The organism is Pseudomonas sp. 1L-B-1-E-C1 (genome assembly GCF_057291835.1).
In genome coordinates, this window is the sequence record NZ_JBXAWN010000018.1 from 20,502 (window position 1) to 38,423 (window position 17,922).

The 17,922-nt window shown below is 59.9% G+C and carries 18 protein-coding genes; 3 read left to right on the forward strand and 15 right to left on the reverse strand.

The features are described 5' to 3' along the window. Positions 1-34: 34 nt before the first annotated feature. From AC0Z4S_RS25145 to minC, 6 genes are all read right to left on the reverse strand, one after another. Positions 35-211, reverse strand: a complete 177-nt coding sequence (locus AC0Z4S_RS25145) for a hypothetical protein (RefSeq protein WP_016773747.1) — start codon at positions 209-211, stop codon at positions 35-37. A gap of 142 nt (positions 212-353) precedes the next feature. Then, the gene (locus AC0Z4S_RS25150; protein WP_485624977.1) at positions 354-1,643 is read right to left on the reverse strand and encodes a M18 family aminopeptidase; all 1,290 of its coding nucleotides are present in this window, start codon (positions 1,641-1,643) and stop codon (positions 354-356) included. 168 nt (positions 1,644-1,811) lie between these two features. After that, positions 1,812-2,447 (reverse strand): RluA family pseudouridine synthase, encoded by a 636-nt coding sequence (locus AC0Z4S_RS25155; RefSeq protein ID WP_039763788.1) that lies wholly within the window; start codon positions 2,445-2,447, stop codon positions 1,812-1,814. 90 nt (positions 2,448-2,537) lie between these two features. Then, positions 2,538-2,792 carry a cell division topological specificity factor MinE gene (gene minE / locus AC0Z4S_RS25160; protein WP_003223146.1) on the reverse strand — a complete coding sequence of 85 codons (255 nt, stop codon included), beginning with the start codon at positions 2,790-2,792 and terminating at the stop codon, positions 2,538-2,540. Next, entirely contained in the window at positions 2,792-3,604 is an 813-nt protein-coding gene (gene minD / locus AC0Z4S_RS25165; RefSeq protein WP_007913953.1) for a septum site-determining protein MinD, read from the reverse strand. Before minD ends, minE begins: the two co-directional genes overlap by 1 nt. A gap of 169 nt (positions 3,605-3,773) precedes the next feature. Next, positions 3,774-4,511, reverse strand: a complete 738-nt coding sequence (gene minC / locus AC0Z4S_RS25170) for a septum site-determining protein MinC (protein ID WP_038861964.1) — start codon at positions 4,509-4,511, stop codon at positions 3,774-3,776. A 117-nt stretch (positions 4,512-4,628) separates the two neighbouring features. On the opposite strand from minC, the gene AC0Z4S_RS25175 reads away from it, so the two are divergent. Both AC0Z4S_RS25175 and AC0Z4S_RS25180 read left to right on the forward strand, forming a co-directional pair. Then, positions 4,629-5,561 carry a lipid A biosynthesis lauroyl acyltransferase gene (locus AC0Z4S_RS25175; protein WP_041479319.1) on the forward strand — a complete coding sequence of 311 codons (933 nt, stop codon included), beginning with the start codon at positions 4,629-4,631 and terminating at the stop codon, positions 5,559-5,561. Between the two features lie 35 nt (positions 5,562-5,596). After that, positions 5,597-6,769 carry a patatin-like phospholipase family protein gene (locus tag AC0Z4S_RS25180; RefSeq protein WP_485624978.1) on the forward strand — a complete coding sequence of 391 codons (1,173 nt, stop codon included), beginning with the start codon at positions 5,597-5,599 and terminating at the stop codon, positions 6,767-6,769. Positions 6,770-6,874: 105 nt separating this feature from the next. Here AC0Z4S_RS25180 and AC0Z4S_RS25185 read toward each other — a convergent pair whose 3' ends face one another. The 8 genes from AC0Z4S_RS25185 to puuE all read right to left on the reverse strand — a co-directional run bounded on the left by AC0Z4S_RS25185 (position 6,875) and on the right by puuE (position 15,093). Then, on the reverse strand, positions 6,875-7,660 hold the full coding sequence (locus AC0Z4S_RS25185; RefSeq protein WP_485624979.1) for an outer membrane protein OmpK: 786 nt from the start codon (positions 7,658-7,660) through the stop codon (positions 6,875-6,877). 372 nt (positions 7,661-8,032) lie between these two features. After that, positions 8,033-8,818, reverse strand: coding sequence for an outer membrane protein OmpK (locus AC0Z4S_RS25190; protein ID WP_485624980.1), 786 nt, complete (start codon positions 8,816-8,818; stop codon positions 8,033-8,035). A 160-nt stretch (positions 8,819-8,978) separates the two neighbouring features. Beyond that, entirely contained in the window at positions 8,979-10,331 is a 1,353-nt protein-coding gene (locus AC0Z4S_RS25195) for a nucleobase:cation symporter-2 family protein (RefSeq protein WP_485624981.1), read from the reverse strand. A 220-nt stretch (positions 10,332-10,551) separates the two neighbouring features. Then, entirely contained in the window at positions 10,552-11,865 is a 1,314-nt protein-coding gene (locus tag AC0Z4S_RS25200; RefSeq protein ID WP_485624982.1) for a urate hydroxylase PuuD, read from the reverse strand. Positions 11,866-11,916: 51 nt separating this feature from the next. Then, positions 11,917-12,420: an ureidoglycolate lyase gene (locus AC0Z4S_RS25205; protein ID WP_016773758.1), complete on the reverse strand. Its 504-nt coding sequence runs from the start codon at positions 12,418-12,420 to the stop codon at positions 11,917-11,919. Between the two features lie 148 nt (positions 12,421-12,568). Next, positions 12,569-13,564 carry an allantoicase gene (gene alc / locus AC0Z4S_RS25210; RefSeq protein WP_042608506.1) on the reverse strand — a complete coding sequence of 332 codons (996 nt, stop codon included), beginning with the start codon at positions 13,562-13,564 and terminating at the stop codon, positions 12,569-12,571. Positions 13,565-13,654: 90 nt separating this feature from the next. Next, on the reverse strand, positions 13,655-14,170 hold the full coding sequence (uraD, locus tag AC0Z4S_RS25215) for a 2-oxo-4-hydroxy-4-carboxy-5-ureidoimidazoline decarboxylase (RefSeq protein ID WP_485624983.1): 516 nt from the start codon (positions 14,168-14,170) through the stop codon (positions 13,655-13,657). Continuing rightward, a complete protein-coding gene (gene puuE, locus AC0Z4S_RS25220; RefSeq protein WP_024012213.1) occupies positions 14,167-15,093 on the reverse strand; it encodes an allantoinase PuuE in 927 nt (308 codons plus the stop codon). The genes uraD and puuE overlap by 4 nt, the downstream gene beginning before the upstream one ends. A gap of 421 nt (positions 15,094-15,514) precedes the next feature. Here puuE and uraH point away from each other — a divergent pair, with 421 nt between their 5' ends. Beyond that, positions 15,515-15,868: a hydroxyisourate hydrolase gene (gene uraH / locus AC0Z4S_RS25225; protein WP_485624984.1), complete on the forward strand. Its 354-nt coding sequence runs from the start codon at positions 15,515-15,517 to the stop codon at positions 15,866-15,868. Positions 15,869-16,001: 133 nt separating this feature from the next. On the opposite strand, the gene AC0Z4S_RS25230 is transcribed toward uraH, so the two are convergent. Beyond that, the gene (locus AC0Z4S_RS25230; protein WP_485624985.1) at positions 16,002-17,837 is read right to left on the reverse strand and encodes a hypothetical protein; all 1,836 of its coding nucleotides are present in this window, start codon (positions 17,835-17,837) and stop codon (positions 16,002-16,004) included. Between the last annotated feature and the right edge of the window lie 85 nt (positions 17,838-17,922).

Below are 17,922 nucleotides of genomic sequence, written 5' to 3' on the forward strand. Positions count from 1 at the left end.
CGAGGCCCTCCGGCGCAATGCGAGCCGCGCGCGGTCATTCGTTGAGTTTGGCGAGGATCTTGTAGACCACCGTGGCGAGGATCATCAGCATGCCGATCCACATGGCAAACACCCCGGCATTCTTGTCACGGAAGTTGAAGCCGATGGCCAGCAGGATCATTCCGCTGAGGATAGGGATGAGCATGGCGTGGAAGGAAGACATCGAGATCATGGAGACTGCCTTGTCTGGTGGGATCCGTTGAGTCTAGACGGGTTCGCACCTGTAGGAGCTGCCGAAGGCTGCGATCTTTTGATTTTGCTTTGAAGATCAAAAGATCGCAGCCTTCGGCAGCTCCTACATTGGATCGCGCTGACTAAGGCAACTCACGACTGGCATAAAACGCGCTGAGCACTTTGACCAGATGCGCCAGGTCATGGCTGCCGCACAGCTCGCGGATCGAGTGCATGGCGAAGGTCGGCAAACCAATGTCGACGGTGCGAACCCCCAGGTGGCTGGCGGTGATCGGGCCGATGGTCGAGCCGCAGCCCATGTCGCTGCGCACCACGAAGCTTTGCACTGGGACTTCTTCTGCCATGCACAGATGGCGGAAGAAGCCGGCGGTTTCGCTGTTGGTGGCGTAGCGCTGGTTGCTGTTGACCTTGATCACCGGGCCGGCGTTGAGTTTCGGGCCGTGGTTGGCGTCGTGTTTTTCCGCGTAGTTGGGATGCACGCCGTGGGCGTTGTCGGCCGACACCAACAGGGATTTCTGGATGGTGCGGACGAACTCGTCACCTTCCGGCAGCAGGCGGCGCAAAGTCTGTTCGAGCATCGGGCCGTCGGCACCGCACGCCGAGCAGGAGCCGACTTCTTCGTGGTCGTTGCACACCAGCACGCAGGTTTCGTCGGTTTCGGCGCTGAGCAACGCTTGCAGGCCGGCGTAGCAAGACAGCAGGTTATCGAGACGCGCACCGGCAATGAAATCACCGTTCAGACCGATGACCGCTGCGCTTTGCGTGTCGTAGAAACTCAGCTCGTAATCGAGCACGACGTCGGCATTCAGGCCGTGTTCGCGGGCCAGTTGATCGGTGAGCACGGCGCGGAAATCGACGCGTTCGTCACCGGCGAACTGGGCGAGAATCGGCGGCAGTTCGGTCTGCGCGTTGATCGCCCAGCCCAGGTTGGCTTCACGGTTGAGGTGAATGGCCAGGTTGGGAATGATCGCGATCGGTGCCTTGAAGTCGATCAACTGGCTTTCGACCTTGCCGTCACGGCGGAAAGTGACGCGGCCGGCCAGCGACAGATCGCGATCGAACCACGGCGCCAGCAATGCGCCGCCGTAGACTTCGACGCCCAGTTGCCAGAAACCCTGACGCTGCAGTTCCGGTTGCGGCTTGACCCGCAGACACGGGCTGTCGGTGTGAGCGCCGACCAGACGAATGCCGCCATGCAGTGGCGAGTTGCGGCCCATTTTGATCGCGACGATCGAGGAGTCGTTGCGGGTGACGTAATAGCGGCCGTTGGCCTCGGTGGACCATGGCTCGCGCTCGTCGAGGCGCACATAGCCGGCGGCCTCCAGACGCTGAACGAGGCTGGCGGTGGCGTGGAACGGGGTAGGGGAGGCCTTGAGAAAGTCGATCAGGCCCTGGTTCAACTCTGCGCGCATAAGAAACTCCAGACAGCAATGGGCGGGAGTTTAACGTATTGGCCGGGGAATTGAATCTGCACTGGACCTCTGTAGGAGCTGCCGAAGGCTGCGATCTTTTGATCTTGCTGTTTATAAAATCAAAAGATCGCAGCCTTCGGCAGCTCCTACAGGGTCGGCGGGGCCCTGTCAGAACGGCGCCGGGCACTCGAAGCGCAGGCGTTCGCCGGTTTGCGGATGGGTGAAGCTGAGCATGCTCGCGTGCAAGCACAGGCGTGGCCATGCCGCCAGCGCCTGCTCGTGGGCGTAGAGCCCGTCGCCGAGCAGCGGATGACCGATCGACAGCATGTGCACGCGCAACTGATGCGAACGTCCGGTGATCGGTGTCAGCTCGACACGGCACCAGTCGCCGCAACGTTCCAGAACCTTCCAGAACGTCAGCGCATGTTTGCCGAATTCATGATCGACCACATGCCGTGGCTTGGTCGGTGGGTCGTAGCGCAGGGGCAGGTCGATGCTGCCGCTGTCGAGTTCCGGCTGACCCCAGGCCAGAGCGGTGTAGGCCTTTTCGGTTTCACGGTCGTGAAACTGCCGCGACAGCTCGCGATGGGTGTCGGCATCACGGGCCAGCAGAATGATGCCGGAGGTTTCCCAGTCCAGGCGATGGACGATGCGCGCTTCCGGGTAGCCGTTTTCCTGCAAACGGGTAATCAGGCAATCCTTGTTGTCGTCGGCGCGACCGGGCACCGAGAGCAGCAACGTCGGTTTGTCGACCACCAGTACGGCGGCGTCCTGATGGATGATGCGGATGTTGGACAGCGGCATTAAAACAGCCTCGTAACAAATGCCAACGGCGGTTCAGGACCATTCCACTGGGGAATGGCCCTGAACCGCCGTCGTACCTGCCGGATCGACTCAGCGATCGGGCAGAGTAATGTTGAGTTCCAGAATCGAGCAACTGCCCTGGCTTTCCAGCGCAACGTGTACGTCGTCGTTGCCGATGTTGACGTACTTGCGGATCACGTCGACCAGTTCCTTTTGCAAGGCTGGCAGGTAATCCGGCGTGCTGCGCTGGCCGCGCTCATGCGCCACGATGATCTGTAGACGCTCTTTCGCTACCGAGGCGGTACTTGGCTTTTTGTTGGCACGAAAGAAGTCAAAAAGGTTCATTACCTACCTCCAAACAGGCGCTCGAAGAATCCCTTCTTCTCGACATCGAGGAATCGGTGGGCTTTTTCTTTGCCCAGCAGGCGGTCGACGGTATCGCTGTAAGCCTGACCGGCATCGCTCTGGTCATCGAGAATCACCGGCACGCCCTGGTTGGAAGCCTTGAGCACTGCCTGGGATTCCGGGATGACGCCGAGCAGGGTTACCGAGAGGATTTCCTTGACGTCTTCAACGCCGAGCATCTCGCCCTTTTCAACGCGCTCCGGGTGGTAGCGGGTGATCAGCAGGTGTTCCTTGATCGGGTCTTCGCCACGTTCGGCGCGGCGCGATTTGCTGGCCAGCAGGCCGAGCATGCGGTCCGAGTCACGTACCGAGGAGACTTCCGGGTTGGTCACGACTATCGCTTCATCGGCGAAGTACATGGCCAGGTGCGCACCTTTCTCGATGCCCGCCGGGGAATCGCAGACGACGAACTCGAATTGTTCCTTGAGCTCCATCAGGACTTTTTCCACGCCTTCGACGGTCAGCGCGTCTTTGTCGCGGGTCTGGCTGGCCGCCAGTACGTAGAGGTTTTCCAGGCGCTTGTCTTTGATCAGCGCCTGTTGCAGGTTGGCTTCGCCGTTGACCACGTTGACGAAGTCATACACCACGCGGCGTTCGCAACCCATGATCAGGTCGAGGTTACGCAAGCCCACGTCGAAGTCGACGATCACTGTTTTGTGGCCGCGCAGAGCGAGACCGGTACCGATAGCGGCGCTGGTGGTGGTCTTACCCACACCACCCTTGCCGGATGTAACCACGAGAATCTTGGCCAAGGTGTTTCACCCCTAAGGAAGAAGGACTGTTCAGCCCCTGAAAAACATCTCTTGAAAACTACTGCAGTCGGACAGCCTTGGCTGGAATTTGGCTTTGGGCCTTTTTCCTACTTCGTTTGAGCCGTTTTCGCTACGTTTTAGAGATGCTTGGAAAATGCGGCAGTATCCGTTAAAGCCGAATGATGTTCAACACGTCGCCCGACAGGCTGACCTGGACGCCCGAGCCCCACATCGGATCGCGACGCAAATCCTCGGAGACCTTGTAATGACCGGCGATGGAGATCAGTTCAGCGCTCAATTGCTGACAGAAAATCCGTGCCTTGGTGTCACCTTTGACGCCGGCGAGTGCGCGGCCGCGCATCGGGCCGTATACATGGATGTTGCCATCGGCGAGAAGTTCCGCCCCCGGACTGACCGAGGACACCACCACCAGATCGCCACCCTGGGCATAGATCTGTTGGCCACCACGTACTGGCGTGGTGATTACGCGGGTCGGTTTGACGGTCGGCTCAGGCGGTTTTTCCGGCTTCTTTTTGACCTCGACTTCCGGCGTTTCCAATGGGCGCTCGCGGGCACCGGAGGGCGGCAGCACGGGAATGTCGATGGCGATGGCGGCGGCGATGTCTTCGATGCGGCTGGCACGAATCGCCAGGGTGCGCAGGCCGTGCTGACGGCAGACGCGCATCAGCCCCGGCAGGTCAACCGCGCCCTGGTTCGGCGGCAGTTTGTCGAGTGCCAGAACCAGCGGTGCATTGCTGAAAAAGTTCGGCGCCTGGGCGACTTTGGCGGCCAATTGCCGATCGAGGCTTTCGAGGTCGTTACGGGCCAGTTCCAGCACGGTGATGGCCAGCATGCTGCCCTTGAGCTGGAATACGGGATCTTGGTCTAACGGGTCGGTTTGGCTCATGTCGGCATACAACGGCTTGTCACTAAAAGTGCCGAGACTTATAACGAGAACGCCCGCGAGCCGCAAGCCGCGTCGAACGATGTAGAATGCGCGGCCACTGTATTTACGGAAGCTTTAATGGATCGCCCGCGTTTTCGAAAAGCATATCTTGCTCCGCGCTTCTGGCCGCTCTGGTGCGGCCTGGGGCTTTTGTGGCTGATCGTGCAGTTGCCGTATCCGGCGCTGCTGACCATCGGTCGAGTTTTGGGCGCGTTGATGTATCGCGTCGCCAGTGACCGGCGGACCATCGCCCGGCGCAATCTGGAATTGTGCTTTCCGGAAAAATCCGCCGCCGAACGCAAACGCCTGCTCAAGGAAAACTTCGCCTCCACCGGGATCGCCTTTTTCGAAATGGCGATGAGCTGGTGGTGGTCCCGAGAGCGACTGGCGAAACTGGCTCATGTCGAAGGCCTGGAGCATTTGCAGAAGGCCCAGCGCGAAGGCAAAGGCGTGATTCTCATGGCTGCGCATTTCACCACCCTGGAAATCGGCGCGGCCCTGCTTGGCCAGCAGCACACCATCGACGGCATGTACCGCGAGCACAAAAATCCGTTGTTCGACTTCGTCCAGCGCCGTGGCCGCGAGCGGCACAACCTCGATTCGCTGGCCGTGGAGCGCGACGACGTACGCGGCATGCTCAAGCTGCTGCGCTCGGGCCGGGCGATCTGGTACGCACCGGATCAGGACTACGGCGCCAAGCAAAGCATCTTCGTGCCGCTGTTCGGCATCCAGGCCGCCACCGTCACCGCGACGACCAAGTTTGCTCGCCTGGGCAAAGCACTGGTGGTGCCGTTCACTCAAGAACGTCTGGCTGACGGTAGTGGTTATCGCCTGGTGATTCATCCGCCACTGGAGGATTTTCCCGGCGAGAGCGAAGAGGCCGATTGCATCAGGATCAATCAATGGGTCGAAAGCGCATTGCGCGCGTGCCCCGAGCAATATCTGTGGGCGCATCGACGCTTCAAGAGCCGCCCGCCGGGCGAGCCGAAGCTTTATCCCAAGCGTCGTTGATTCACCCGTACTGACAAGCACTCTGGAGTGTTGCGATGAGTCCTGCTGAACCGGTCACAGGTTTGATTCTTTCCGGCGGCGGGGCTCGGGCGGCGTATCAGGTCGGGGTGCTGGCGGCGATTGCCGAGTTGCTTCCAGAGGGCGCGGACAATCCGTTTCCGGTGATCGTCGGCACCTCGGCCGGGGCGATCAATGCGGTCAGCCTGGCCAGTGGCGCCACGGACTTTCGCGCTGCCATCGAACGCCTGACCCAGTTCTGGCAAGGCTTTCGCAGCCACCGCGTATTGCGCAGCGACTGGCCTGGAGTGATCCATCAAGCCAGCCGTTTCGTCAGCCACAGCCTGCTCGGCCTCGGTCGGCAAATGCCAGTGGCGCTGCTCAACAGTTCGCCGCTGCGCGAACTGCTCGAGGAAAAACTGCACCTGCCCGGCATCGCCGAATCCATCGCACGCAAGCAATTACAGGCGGTGGCGGTGACCGCGTTCGGCTACGAGTCGGGGCAAGCCGTGACGTTCTATCAGGGTGGCGGGACCATCGACGCCTGGCTGCGGCATCGCCGCATTGGCGTGCCGACGCAACTGTCGGTCGATCACCTGTTGGCCAGTTCGGCGATTCCGCTGTTGTTCGCGCCGGTGAAAATCGCTGAGGAATATTTCGGCGATGGCGCGGTGCGCCAGTCGGCGCCGATCAGTCCCGCGCTGCATCTGGGTGCCAGTCGCGTGCTGGTGGTGGGCGTCAGCGGCAACCCGCGCGGCGTCGATCCGCAGCAGCCGCTGGAGCGCGCCTACAGCGGCCAGCAACCGACGCTGGCGCAGATCGGCGGGCACATGCTCAACAGCACGTTCATTGACAGCCTCGAGAGCGACATCGAATTGTTGCAACGGCTCAATCAGTTCAGTCATTTGCTCCCGGACGGTACGCCGACCCGGGCTTTGGGTGTGGCGCCGGTGGAGGTGCTGGTGATTGCGCCGAGTCAGCCGATCGATGAAATCGCCGCACGCCATCGCCAGGAGTTACCGGCGGCGTTGCGCCTGTTTTTGCGCGGGCCGGGGGCGACGAAAACGAGCGGGGCGGGGGTGCTCAGTTATCTGCTGTTCGAGGCGGGCTATTGCAGCGAGTTGATTGAGTTGGGGCGGCGGGATGCGCTGGCCAAGCGCGAGGAGCTGTGCCGGTTTTTGCGGATATCCGAAGCGGTGGTTCCCGCCTGAAATCTGCGTTGAGCCCATTCGCGAGCAAGCTCGCTCCCACATTGGAACTCGGTCAAATGTGGGAGCGAGCTTGCTCGCGAAGGCGTCCATACGGACACCGCCGGGTCAGAAGTGGAACTTCACCAGGAAGCTCGTGGTGCTCTGGTCGGTCTTGAAGTACTGGCTGTCCTTGATCCCGTACTTGTCCGACCAATAGTCGTATTCGACACCGACATACAACTGCTTCTCGCCGAAATTCAGCGCCTTGCCCAAGTCGTATTTGACCTGCGGGTTGAAGTGCAGGTTGGCGTGGTAGTCGCCCTTGGAGTTGGAGTCGTTGTCGACCACCCAGTCCATGAAGCCATCGATCAGGATGTCCGACTTGCCGACCGGGATGGTGTAGGACCACACCGGGGTGATCTGCCAGACATTGTCACCGGCGCGTGCGCCCTGGGTGTGACGCTGATAGAAGTTCAGCTGGAAGTAGTCGAAGCCCGGGATCGCCAGGTCGAAACCCGGACCGATCAGGTAGGCCTCGGTATCGCCTTCACCGAACTCGTAGGTCATCGCCAGCAGGACGTCTTTGATCGGGCCGAACTCGATCTTCTGGTCGAGCACCTTGCCCAGCGAGATGCGTGGGCTGAACTCACCGTAGTAGGTATTCGGACCGTTGCTGAAGTCCTTGCCACCGTTGTAGAAGATCTTGTCGAAGAAGAAGAAATTATCCCCGTACGTCCACGCATCGGCGTGTTCGAAAGTCACGGTCTGCTGAATGCGCGGGTTGACCTGGAAGTCCTTGCCATACAGGTAGGTCAGGCTGTTGTTCTGCCACTGCAGCAGGCCTTCGGCCATCGCCTGGCCGCCGGCGAACATCGATCCGGCCAGCATCAGGCTGGTGCACATGCGTTTCATTCGGTTGCTCCCAAAGTAGGTGTTGCACATTATTTTTTTAAGTTCGGCGCTCTGGTGTGGCGCCTTTTTTTCGTTGCTGAAAAAGTCATCCGATCGGTCAGCTTCATTGCTGTTAGCAAGAGCTGCGCCAAGGCTTTTCGAAAAACAAAAAAACGCCGTTCGGCTGCTGAAAAACAGTCGATCGAGCGTGTTTTCGGGGGCCTCAGAACTGACCGTGGCCGGGATAAGTTGGCTTTTCGGTCAGAAATTGAATCCGGGCTTTTTTTTAGACCGGATTCGGAAGGCCGCGGAGAATACTGACTCCTTGGCCAACGCTCAAGTGCCCCGCAACAGAGCACCGACGACAGGCATGGCGCACGGTTGCGGGCCATCTCAGAAGTGCACCTTAAGCAGCAGGCTGGCAGTGTTCTGGTTGGTATCGAACGAGTGGCTGTTCTCGATGCCGTACTTGTTCTTCCAGTAGCTGTACTCGGTGCCGACGTACAGCTGTTTCTGGCTCCAGCCCAGGGCTTTGCCGAGGTCATATTTGATCTGCGGGTTGATGTGCAGGTTGGCGTGGTAGGTGCCGCGCGAGTTCTCGTCGTTGTCGACGACCCAGTCGAGGTAGCCGTCGATCAGCACATCGGAATTGCCCAGCGGGAAGCTCCAGGACCACGCGGGGGTAATCTGCCAGACGCCATCGCCGGGGCGCGCGCCTTCGGTGTGGCGGCGGAAAATGTTCAGCGTGACGTAGTTGAAACCGGGCACTTTCAGATCGAAGCCGGGGCCGATCAGGTAGGCCTCGCTTTCGCCTTCGCCGTACTCGTAGGTCATCGCCAGCAGCACGTCCTTGATCGGGCCGAACTCGAGCTTGCGGTCGAGGATCTTGCCGAAGGACAGGCGCGGGGTGAACTCGCCGTAGAAGGTGTGCGGGCCTTTGTTCGCATCTTCCTTGCCGTTGTAGAAGATCTTGTCGACGAACAGAAAGTTGTCGCCGTACTTCCACTTGTCGGCGTGCTCGAAAGTGACTGTCTGCTGGTACGACGGGTTGATCGCGAAGTTCTTGCCGTACAGGTAACTGAGGCTGTTGCTCTGCCACAGCAGCAGGTCGCCGGCCATTGCCTGACTGGCAGCCAGCAGGCCGCTACCCAACACAACGCTGGTTTGCGTGCGGATCATCTGTTGCTCCCTCTTGTTTTTATTGTTTGAGGCAGGATCACGGGTGCTCCTGTGGGAGCGAGCTTGCTCGCGAAAGCGGTGTGTCATTCAACAGTGATGGTGACTGACCAGGCCTCTTCGCGAGCAAGCTCGCTCCCACATGAGATTTCGTGTGTGGCTGTCAGTGCGCATGGCAATCGTTGATCGCCGCACGCTCCTTGCCGCCGAGGATGTTGAACAGCAGGTTCAGGGTCAGCGCGCTGAGGGTGGCCATGGCGATGCCGCTGTGGGTAATCGGGCTCATCCACATCGGCAGATGGGCGAAGAATTCCGGACGCACCACCGGGATCAAGCCCATGCCGATGCTCACCGCGACCAGCAGCTGATTGCGCCGGTCACCGATGTCGGCCTCTTGCAGGATCTTGATGCCAGTGGCAGCGACCATGCCGAACATCGCAATCGCTGCGCCGCCGAGCACCGCTGGTGGAATCGACGCCACCAGAAACGCCGCTTTCGGCAGCAGGCTGAGGACGATTAGCAGACCGCCGGCGACGATGGTCACCGAACGGCAGCGCACGCCGGTCATCTGCACCAGGCCGATGTTCTGCGCGAACGAGGAGTGGGTGAAGGTGTTGAAGAAACCGGCGAAGAACGACGCGCCGGCGTCGCACAGCAAGCCGCGACGGAGCATGCGCGGACAGACTTCCTGGCCGGTGATCTTGCCCAGCGCGAGGAACATCCCGGTGGACTCGACGAAGATGATCACCACTACCAGGCACATCGACAGAATCGGTGCCAGCTCGAACTTGGGCATGCCGAAATGCAGCGGGGTGACGAACTGAGTCCACGGCGCGCTGGCCATGCCACTGAGGTCGACCATGCCGATCACGCCGCACAATACGTAGCCCAGGCACATGCCGATCAGCACGGAAATGTTCACCCAGAATCCGCGCATGAAGCGGTGAACCAAGAGGATAGTGGCCAGCACCAGTGCGGCGATGGCCAGATAAATCGGCGAACCGAATTGTGCGGCGTCGACACCGCCACCGGCCCAGTTCACGGCCACGGGGAACAGCGATAAACCGATCGAGGTAATGACCGTGCCGGTCACCAGCGGCGGGAAGAAACGCACGACCTTGGACATGAACGGCGCGATCAGCATGCCGAAGAAACCGGCGGCGATCGTCGCACCGAAGATGCCTTGCAGACCGATACCGGGCATGCCGGCCATGGCGACCATGCTGCCGACCGCGGCGAAACTGGCGCCCATCATCACTGGCATGCGAATGCCCATCGGGCCGATGCCGAGCGACTGCACGATGGTGGCGATGCCGGCGACCAGCAGATCGGCGTTGATCAGGAAGGCGATTTCTTCACGACTCAGGCCAGCGGCCTGTCCAATGATCAGCGGCACCGCGATGGCACCGCCGTACATCAGCAGAACATGTTGCAGACCGACCAGGATCAGTTGCAAAAGGGGCAAACGCTGAATGGCGGGTGCGTCGGGGATGCGCGCTTTGGACAGCTCGGACATGCAACACCTCGGATCTTTTTTATTCTTGTGATTAACAGCTGCCGGGTTGCTTGCAGCTGTTTCTTTGCATCAGGGGAGCCTGTGGGAGCGAGCTTGCTCGCGAAGGCGCCGTTTCACTCAACATCAATGTGTCTGACCCACCGCTTTCGCGAGCAAGTTCGCTCCCACAGGAATTGAAGGTGTCCTTGTGGGAGCGAGCCTGCTCGCGAAGCTTTGTTGCTTAGTTGGTCTGTGCTCCCTGGGCAATCCATGCACCGATCAGGTCACGTTCCTGCTGGGTCATGTGGGTGATGTTGCCCAGTGGCATGATCTGTGTGGTGATGGCTTGCGCCTGAATGCGCGCGGCGTTCTGGCGGATCTGCTCGGGGGTGTCGAACATCACACCGGCCGGGGCAGCGCTGAACAGCGGGCTGGTTGGCTTGGACGAATGGCACACCGTGCAACGCTCTTGAATCACGTTGTGCACTTTGTCGAAACCGGGGCCGGCATTCGAGGCTTGCGCCGGGGCTGTTGCAGGAGCTGCGGGTGCCTCAGGTTGCGCAGCTTCGGCCGGTTTCGCGCCACCGCCCAGTGCCGTTTCCGGCAGCGGTTGGTATTCGATTTTGGCTGGCGCCTTGGCCACTTCAGGTGCCGTCGACATCGGCGTCGGGCCGGTGACGTAGGCCAGACTGATCATGCCCACCGCTGCCACCGGAAGGGTCCAGGCAAACTTGTGGCTGTCGTGACGGGTGTTGAAGTAGTGACGCACCAACACTGCCAACACCGCGATCCCGGCCAGGATCAACCAGTTGTACTGGCTGCCGTAAGTGCTCGGGAAGTGATTGCTGATCATGATGAACAGCACCGGCAGGGTGAAGTAGTTGTTGTGCCGCGAACGCAGCAGACCTTTGGCCGGCAGTGCCGGATCCGGCGTGCGGTTCTCGGCGATCGCCGCGACCAGTGCCCGTTGCGCCGGCATGATGATGCGGAACACGTTGCCGACCATGATGGTGCCGATGATCGCGCCGACGTGCAGGTACGCACCGCGACCGCTGAACACTTTGCTGAAGCCATAGGCCGCGGCAATGATCAGCACGAACAGGATGAAGCCGAGCAGGGCGGGCTTCTTGCCCAGGGCCGAATCGCAGAGGAAGTCGTAGACGAACCAGCCAACGATCAGCGAGCCGATACCGATGGCCACGCCTTCAGGACCGCTGAGGCCGCTGCCGGGTGCGACGAGGTAGAGCACCGGGTTGGAGTAGAACACCACGCAGAGCAGCGCGATCCCCGACATCCAGGTGAAGTAGGCCTCCCACTTGAACCAGTGCAGGTTGTCCGGCATGGACGGCGGGGCCAGTTTGTATTTTTCCAGGTGGTAGATGCCGCCGCCGTGGATCGCCCACAGATCACCGGCCAGACCGGTTTTCGGATTGACGCGGTTGAGGTTGTTCTCCAGCCAGACGAAGTAGAACGACGCGCCGATCCAGGCCACGCCAGTGATCATGTGAACCCAGCGCACGCTCAGGTTCAGCCATTCCAACAGATGTGCTTCCACAGTCTTTACCTCTCGCCTGTCACTCTTGTTGTCGAGTGATCAGACCTTCTCTTATTGGTGGGGGGCGAGGATCAGACGCTCATCCTCTTTGAAAAAATGCTCATCGCAGTTATTGCCTGTGCCACTGCGATCAACCACCAGGAAGTCATCCCGCTTTTCGATCGTCAGCACCGGGTGGTGCCAGACGCCGCGATGGTAATTGATGCCCTGCCTGCCGTTGGTGACGAAGGCGCGGACCAAGCCTGATACAGGTTCATCGCCAACTGGCGCGACCACGATCAGAAAGGGGTTGCCGAGCAGCGGAATGAAAGCCTGGCTGCCCAGCGGATGGCGTTCCAGCATGCAAACGGTCAGCGGCATGTCCTGCGCGTCGGCGCGGAAGATGCTGATGATTGCGTTGTCCTCAGGCGTAGCGGTTTCGACCGTCGCCAGTTTGTGGAAGCGCATGGTCGAACCGTTGTTGATCATGAAGTGATCGCTGCCGTCGGTTTCGATCACGTCACCGAAAGGGGCGAAGGCTTCTTTGGTCAGCGGTTCAATCGTCAGTGTGCGCATGCTGTTCTTCTTATCCAGAATTCTGTGTTGTTCAACTTGCCAGTGCGTCTTGCGCAATCCCTGTAGGGGCTGGCGAAGCCTGCGATCTTTTGATTTTGTTTTTAAGATCAAAAGATCGCAGCCTGCGGCAGCTCCTACAGACTCAGCATTACTTCGCGACCTTGCCCAAAACGCGCAGGCGACTCACACCACCATCCGGGAACACGTTCAGGCGGATGTGGGTGATCGGGCCGAGCGCCTTGATCTGCTCGACGAAGGTGTGTTCGGCGTGCATTTCCAGCTTCTGGCTTGGCAGCAGTTCGCGCCAGAACAGCGACTGGGTTTCGATCTGGCTGTCGGTGCCGCCCTTGACGAACGCGCCCTGGATCGAGCAGGTGTCCGGGTAGTTGCCTTTGAAGTGTAGGGTGTCGACGACGATCTTCTCGATCTCGCCCGGATGACCCAGGGCGACGATCACCCAGTCATTGCCCGGGGTGCGACGACGCGCAGTTTCCCAGCCGTCGCCCATGTTGATGCCACGACCCGGGTTGAGGATGTTGCTCATGCGGCCGAAGTGTTCGTCGGAGCAGGCGAGGGCGCGGCCACCATTGAGGGCTGCGGCGAGATCGACTTGCTCGTTGTCACCCACGGCCGACCAGTCGCGGAACGGAATGCCGTACACACGCAGACGCGCGACGCCGCCGTCCGGGTAGATGTTGAAGCGCAGGTGGCTGAAGGCCTGGTCGTTGCTGATTTCGTGGTAGTGGTGGCTGTTGCCCTGCAGCTCGACGGCCGACAGCACTTCGGTCCACTGAGTGTTCTCATCCGGCTCGCCCGACGCCAGGAAGCAGGCTTCCAGCGAGGCCGATGGCGGGTAGTTGCCGGTGAAGAATGAAGTGTCGATGTCCACGCCTTTGATCGAGCCCGGTACGCCCAGACGGATCACCGCGCTGTCGTAACCTTCGAAGCGCTTGCGGCGCGACTCCCAGCCGTCCATCCACTTGCCGTTGTCATCGAACACGCCCTCCTTCCATACGGCCGGGGTCGGCTGAAACAGACGATTGGCGTCTGCGAACCAGTCATCGGTGACCGAAATGATCTTGGTGCCCAGACGGGCGTCGGCCAGGTTGACGTATTTTTCGAAAGGTACGGCGTAAGCTTTCATTCTTCTTGTCTGCCTTTGAATTAGTGGCTGGGGATGCTTGCAGGGCCCTGGGAAACACAAGCGTTCTAGAGGTTTCTCGGGCCAGGCTCGCTAAAGAGTCAGTAAACGGAACAGGGCAATCTTGTTGATCTCCGCCAGCGCGCATTTGAACTCGGCTTCCACCGAATTGTTGATGCGCGTTTCGAACGCCGCGAGGATCTGATGCCGGTTGCTGCCTTTTACCGCCATGATGAAGGGAAACTTGAACTTGGCTTTGTAGGCGTCGTTCAGCTCGGTGAAGCGCTGGAACTCTTCGGCCGTGCATTGGTGAATCCCCGCGCCCGACTGTTCTTCAGTACTGGCCGCGGTAAGCTGGCCCTGGACGGCGGCTTTGCCGGCCAGGTCCGGGTGAGCGTTGATCAGCGCCAGTTGGCTGGCATGATCGGCGCTCAACAGGATGTCGCTCATGCGCTGGTGCAGGGTTTCGATCTCGTCGATCGAAGCATCGGCACCGAGGTCGTAGGCCTTTTCGGCCACCCATGGCGAGTGTTCATAGATGTCGGCGAAAGCGTTGACGAAAGCGTCGCGGCTCAGGGTCGACGGTTGCAGGGTTTGAAAGCGGCTCATTTTGCAGTCCCTTGGTACGGGTGGGTTTCTTGCCAGTGGCGCGCGATGTCGACGCGACGGCTGAACCACACCTGTTCATGACTTTTGGCGTATTCGATAAAGCGCTTGAGCGAAGCGAGGCGACCGGGGCGGCCGATCAGGCGGCAGTGCAGACCGATCGAGAGCATTTTCGGCGCTTCGGCACCTTCGGCGTAGAGCACGTCGAACGCGTCTTTGAGGTATTCGAAAAAATCGTCACCCTTGTTGAAGCCCTGCACTTGCGTGAAGCGCATGTCGTTGGTGTCGAGGGTGTACGGGATCACCAGATGTGGCTTGCCGGTCGGGTTGTTCGGTTCCCAGTAGGGCAGGTCATCGTCGTAGGTATCGCAGTCGTAGAGGAAACCGCCTTCTTCCATGACCAGGCGACGGGTATTCGGCCCGGTGCGACCGGTGTACCAGCCCAACGGACGTTCACCGGTCAGTTCGGTGAGGATGCGGATCGCTTCGAGCATGTGCTCGCGCTCCTGCGCTTCGTCCATGTACTGGTAGTCGATCCAGCGGTAACCGTGGCTGCAGATTTCGTGGCCGGCCTCGACCATCGCACGGATCACGTCCGGGTGACGCTGGGCGGCCATGGCCACGGCGAAGATGGTCAGCGGAATATCGAATTCCTTGAACAGTTTCAGAATCCGCCAGACGCCGGCACGGCTGCCATACTCGTAAAGCGATTCCATGCTCATGTTGCGCGCGCCTTGCAGCGGCTGAGCAGCGACCATTTCAGACAGAAAGGCTTCGGACTCCTTGTCGCCGTGCAGAATATTACGCTCGCCACCTTCCTCGTAATTGAGCACGAAGGACAGGGCGATCCGGGCATTGCCCGGCCAGTGTGGGTGAGGAGGGTTACTGCCGTAACCGATCAGGTCGCGTGGGTAGTCAGCGCTCACTGCAGTCTTCCTTCTTGTACGTTGACAGATTGGTGTGGCGGCCTGGCAGGCTGGCGTCACAGCGATGGGCTGATTGTATACAACTTTATTTACATTTTGTAAGCCTGAATTTTCGCATTTTTCACCGGCCGTCATCTTTTGCTGCTAATGGTTCAAGCCTGCAAGAAACCTGCCTGACCAGTCAGCTAATGAATAGAAGGTTCAATGATCAGGCGCTTTGCCTGCGAACTGGCGATAAACACCCGGATGGCGGGGGTGAAGCGAAAAATGTCGTTTTTATTGTGTACAATTTTTTTAAAAAGTGTCTTAATCAGTCGCTCGCCGCAGTGTTTCGTGCTCCGAAACGGTGCGGTCTCCTTTTTTAACTGACTTCGGGAGGCGCGAAGTCTGACTGCTTGTTGCGGCCAGGCGCGCAGAATCAATGGGACGTTTGACAACACACGTTTTGGACGCTGCACACGGTTGCCCGGGCAGCTCGATCAAGGTCGAGCTGTACCGCGTTGAAGGATCGCACCTGGAATTGGTCGCCAGTGCGATTACCAACAGCGATGGCCGGGTCGATGCACCGTTGCTGCAGGGTGACGATTACCGCAGCGGCGTTTATCAGGTGCAGTTCCATGCCGGCGATTACTACCGCGCACGTGGCGTGCAACTGCCCGAGCCGGCGTTTCTCGATGTGGTGGTGCTGCGTTTCGGCATCTGCGCCGAGCAGGAGCACTACCACGTGCCCCTGCTGATTTCGCCTTACAGCTATTCCACGTACCGGGGCAGCTGACCCCCAAGCAGCTGCCCTCACCGGGAAGCGACTGCGCATATAGCTTCTTTGGTCTTTCGCCCGCTCACACTGCGGGCTTTTTTATTGCCTCAAGATGCCCTCAAGTCCGTCAATCAGAGCATCCGGCCATCGCTTAGCGCTCGCGGATGATGAATACCGAGTCAGGCTTGCCGGCCACCTTCAACACTCCGCCGATCAGCCACACCACTTTGTTTTGCGCGGCGGCCTCAGTGAGAGCCTTGAAGGCGTCCTGACCGATCCGGGCAGGCGTGCTCGGTTCGGTCAGTTCATTACCGGGCACATGAGTCAGGCCCGCCTGATCGATCGTCCCCAGTTTGAGAAAGAAAATCTGCTCCTGACGGGCTCTTTTGAACACCAGTGTTGGCATGCGATGTTCATACGTCAGCGGGAAAATCTCGTAGCCGCTGGTTACCAGCAAGGAGCCGAGCAGGCGCCTCAGGTTGAGGTCTGAGGGATAGGTTTTGTAGTGGTTCCAGGCAAAGGGAAAACGCTGCGGATCGAAGGTCAGTCGTTGCAACTCGCCGTCTCCCTGGGAAGGCATCGGGATCAGCCTTTTACCGCCGAGGTCGATGTCGGGCGCCACGGCCAGCATGCTTATCGGATCGGCCAGTGCCGGCGCCGTGGAGAGTGGTCTTTGCTGCCACTGATGCAGCGTGGCCTGGATATTCACCAACCCGGTGCCGGTAATGGTCGGCGAATGATCCGCCAGCTCAAACAACCGTCTGGCGACAGCACGTGCAGTGGCAGCAGAAAAATCCGGGAAAGCGCGAGCAACAGACTGGGTTATCGGCTCTTCAAAAAAACGTTTCCCCGGATGTATTTCGCCAGGATCGCTGCCAAGTCGGAATGTTGCCACCGGCTGCAGCCCGGGAGCGTTGACCAGCATGTTTTCGAAGGCCTCAAAGTGTGTCGGCACAAACTCCGGGTGACGCAGGAAATACACTTTGGGCGCGGGGTTTGAGCCCACCGGCACGATGGAATAATGCAACCAGCCAAGCTGCACCGACTCGATCCCTGCAGGCTTGTTCAAGTAGCCCCATGAGAGCCAGAAGTACGGGGTCTGCTGATCGTGAACGGTTGCCGTTGCCGAGACGGCCGGTTCCAGCCGTGGCCGTTTGCTCGGGCCGGCGATCGGCTCGTCGGCCTGGCCGACTGGCTCCTGGCTCGACGAGGGGGTTTCGTTGGGCTTTGTGTTCGAAGTTTTTTGTCGCCAGAACACGGTTCCTTCGATCTGCTCAAAAAAAATGTCAGGCGCCTCCTGGCTCGATGCAAAGGCCTGCTGATATTCGCCGGCCTTGTTTTTGCGCACCATCACAGTGCCCGCTACCGTGGTGACAAAGGTCTGCTTGAACTTGTTGTAGCGAATGCCATCAGTCGCCAGCTCGGGTCTGGTCAGCCTGTTGGCATCCTCTGGTTTCAGGTAGGTGGGACGGGCCGAGTCAGTCGAAGCGGGCCGGATCGGTTGCCTGTCAGGGCGCTGGATGCGCCAGCTCGGCTGTCCTTCGTTGCGAACCAGAGCAAGGCCGTGGACTCCGGGAGCAAAGGTCAGCGGCAAATGGTAGTTGCCGCGCTGATCCTGTTCGACCAAAAACTGTCCTTCGCCAGCGACTTGTGCGTACGTTCGCTGATCCGGACCGGTGAACAGTCCGTCGTTGTCCGGCGCGGGAACCAGCTCGTGAAATCGCTCTTGCGGCCAAGCGGTCGCGCTGCGAGTCGCGCTGAAATTCTCCACTGCTGGCGGCATCTCGTGAATGCTCACTGCGGGCGTGCTATCGCGCGCTGCCGGGATATCCGGGCCACGGCTGAGTGGTGTCGGCTCAATACCCCGTAACAGGGCGTCGGGCATGTGCAGCCCGACGCTGATGCTGCGCGTTGGTGAACCTGGACCTGAGGTGTCGTGCATGTCGGTTTTTGTCGTGACAGACACTTTTTTGGGTGGTTTGGCCATTCTGAAATACTCATAAAGTGAAAACGCAGGCGCGTGCAGGCGCTTGGCTGAACGCAACGTTCGCAAGAGGAATCGGTATAAATTC

Bases quoted from the DNA above. Each gene is read 5' to 3' on its own strand.
- AC0Z4S_RS25205 (WP_016773758.1), bottom strand. From the start codon at position 12,420: ATGCGCACACTGACGATTGAACCGCTGACCAAAGAAGCCTTCGCCCCT.
- AC0Z4S_RS25175 (WP_041479319.1), top strand. From the start codon at position 4,629: ATGGATCGCCCGCGTTTTCGAAAAGCATATCTTGCTCCGCGCTTCTGG.
- AC0Z4S_RS25145 (WP_016773747.1), bottom strand. From the start codon at position 211: ATGATCTCGATGTCTTCCTTCCACGCCATGCTCATCCCTATCCTCAGC.
- AC0Z4S_RS25155 (WP_039763788.1), bottom strand. From the start codon at position 2,447: ATGCCGCTGTCCAACATCCGCATCATCCATCAGGACGCCGCCGTACTG.
- minC (WP_038861964.1), bottom strand. From the start codon at position 4,511: ATGAGCCAAACCGACCCGTTAGACCAAGATCCCGTATTCCAGCTCAAG.
- AC0Z4S_RS25230 (WP_485624985.1), bottom strand. From the start codon at position 17,837: ATGGCCAAACCACCCAAAAAAGTGTCTGTCACGACAAAAACCGACATG.
- AC0Z4S_RS25150 (WP_485624977.1), bottom strand. From the start codon at position 1,643: ATGCGCGCAGAGTTGAACCAGGGCCTGATCGACTTTCTCAAGGCCTCC.
- uraH (WP_485624984.1), top strand. From the start codon at position 15,515: ATGGGACGTTTGACAACACACGTTTTGGACGCTGCACACGGTTGCCCG.
- alc (WP_042608506.1), bottom strand. From the start codon at position 13,564: ATGAAAGCTTACGCCGTACCTTTCGAAAAATACGTCAACCTGGCCGAC.
- AC0Z4S_RS25185 (WP_485624979.1), bottom strand. From the start codon at position 7,660: ATGAAACGCATGTGCACCAGCCTGATGCTGGCCGGATCGATGTTCGCC.
- AC0Z4S_RS25190 (WP_485624980.1), bottom strand. From the start codon at position 8,818: ATGATCCGCACGCAAACCAGCGTTGTGTTGGGTAGCGGCCTGCTGGCT.
- uraD (WP_485624983.1), bottom strand. From the start codon at position 14,170: ATGAGCCGCTTTCAAACCCTGCAACCGTCGACCCTGAGCCGCGACGCT.
- AC0Z4S_RS25195 (WP_485624981.1), bottom strand. From the start codon at position 10,331: ATGTCCGAGCTGTCCAAAGCGCGCATCCCCGACGCACCCGCCATTCAG.
- AC0Z4S_RS25180 (WP_485624978.1), top strand. From the start codon at position 5,597: ATGAGTCCTGCTGAACCGGTCACAGGTTTGATTCTTTCCGGCGGCGGG.
- minE (WP_003223146.1), bottom strand. From the start codon at position 2,792: ATGAACCTTTTTGACTTCTTTCGTGCCAACAAAAAGCCAAGTACCGCC.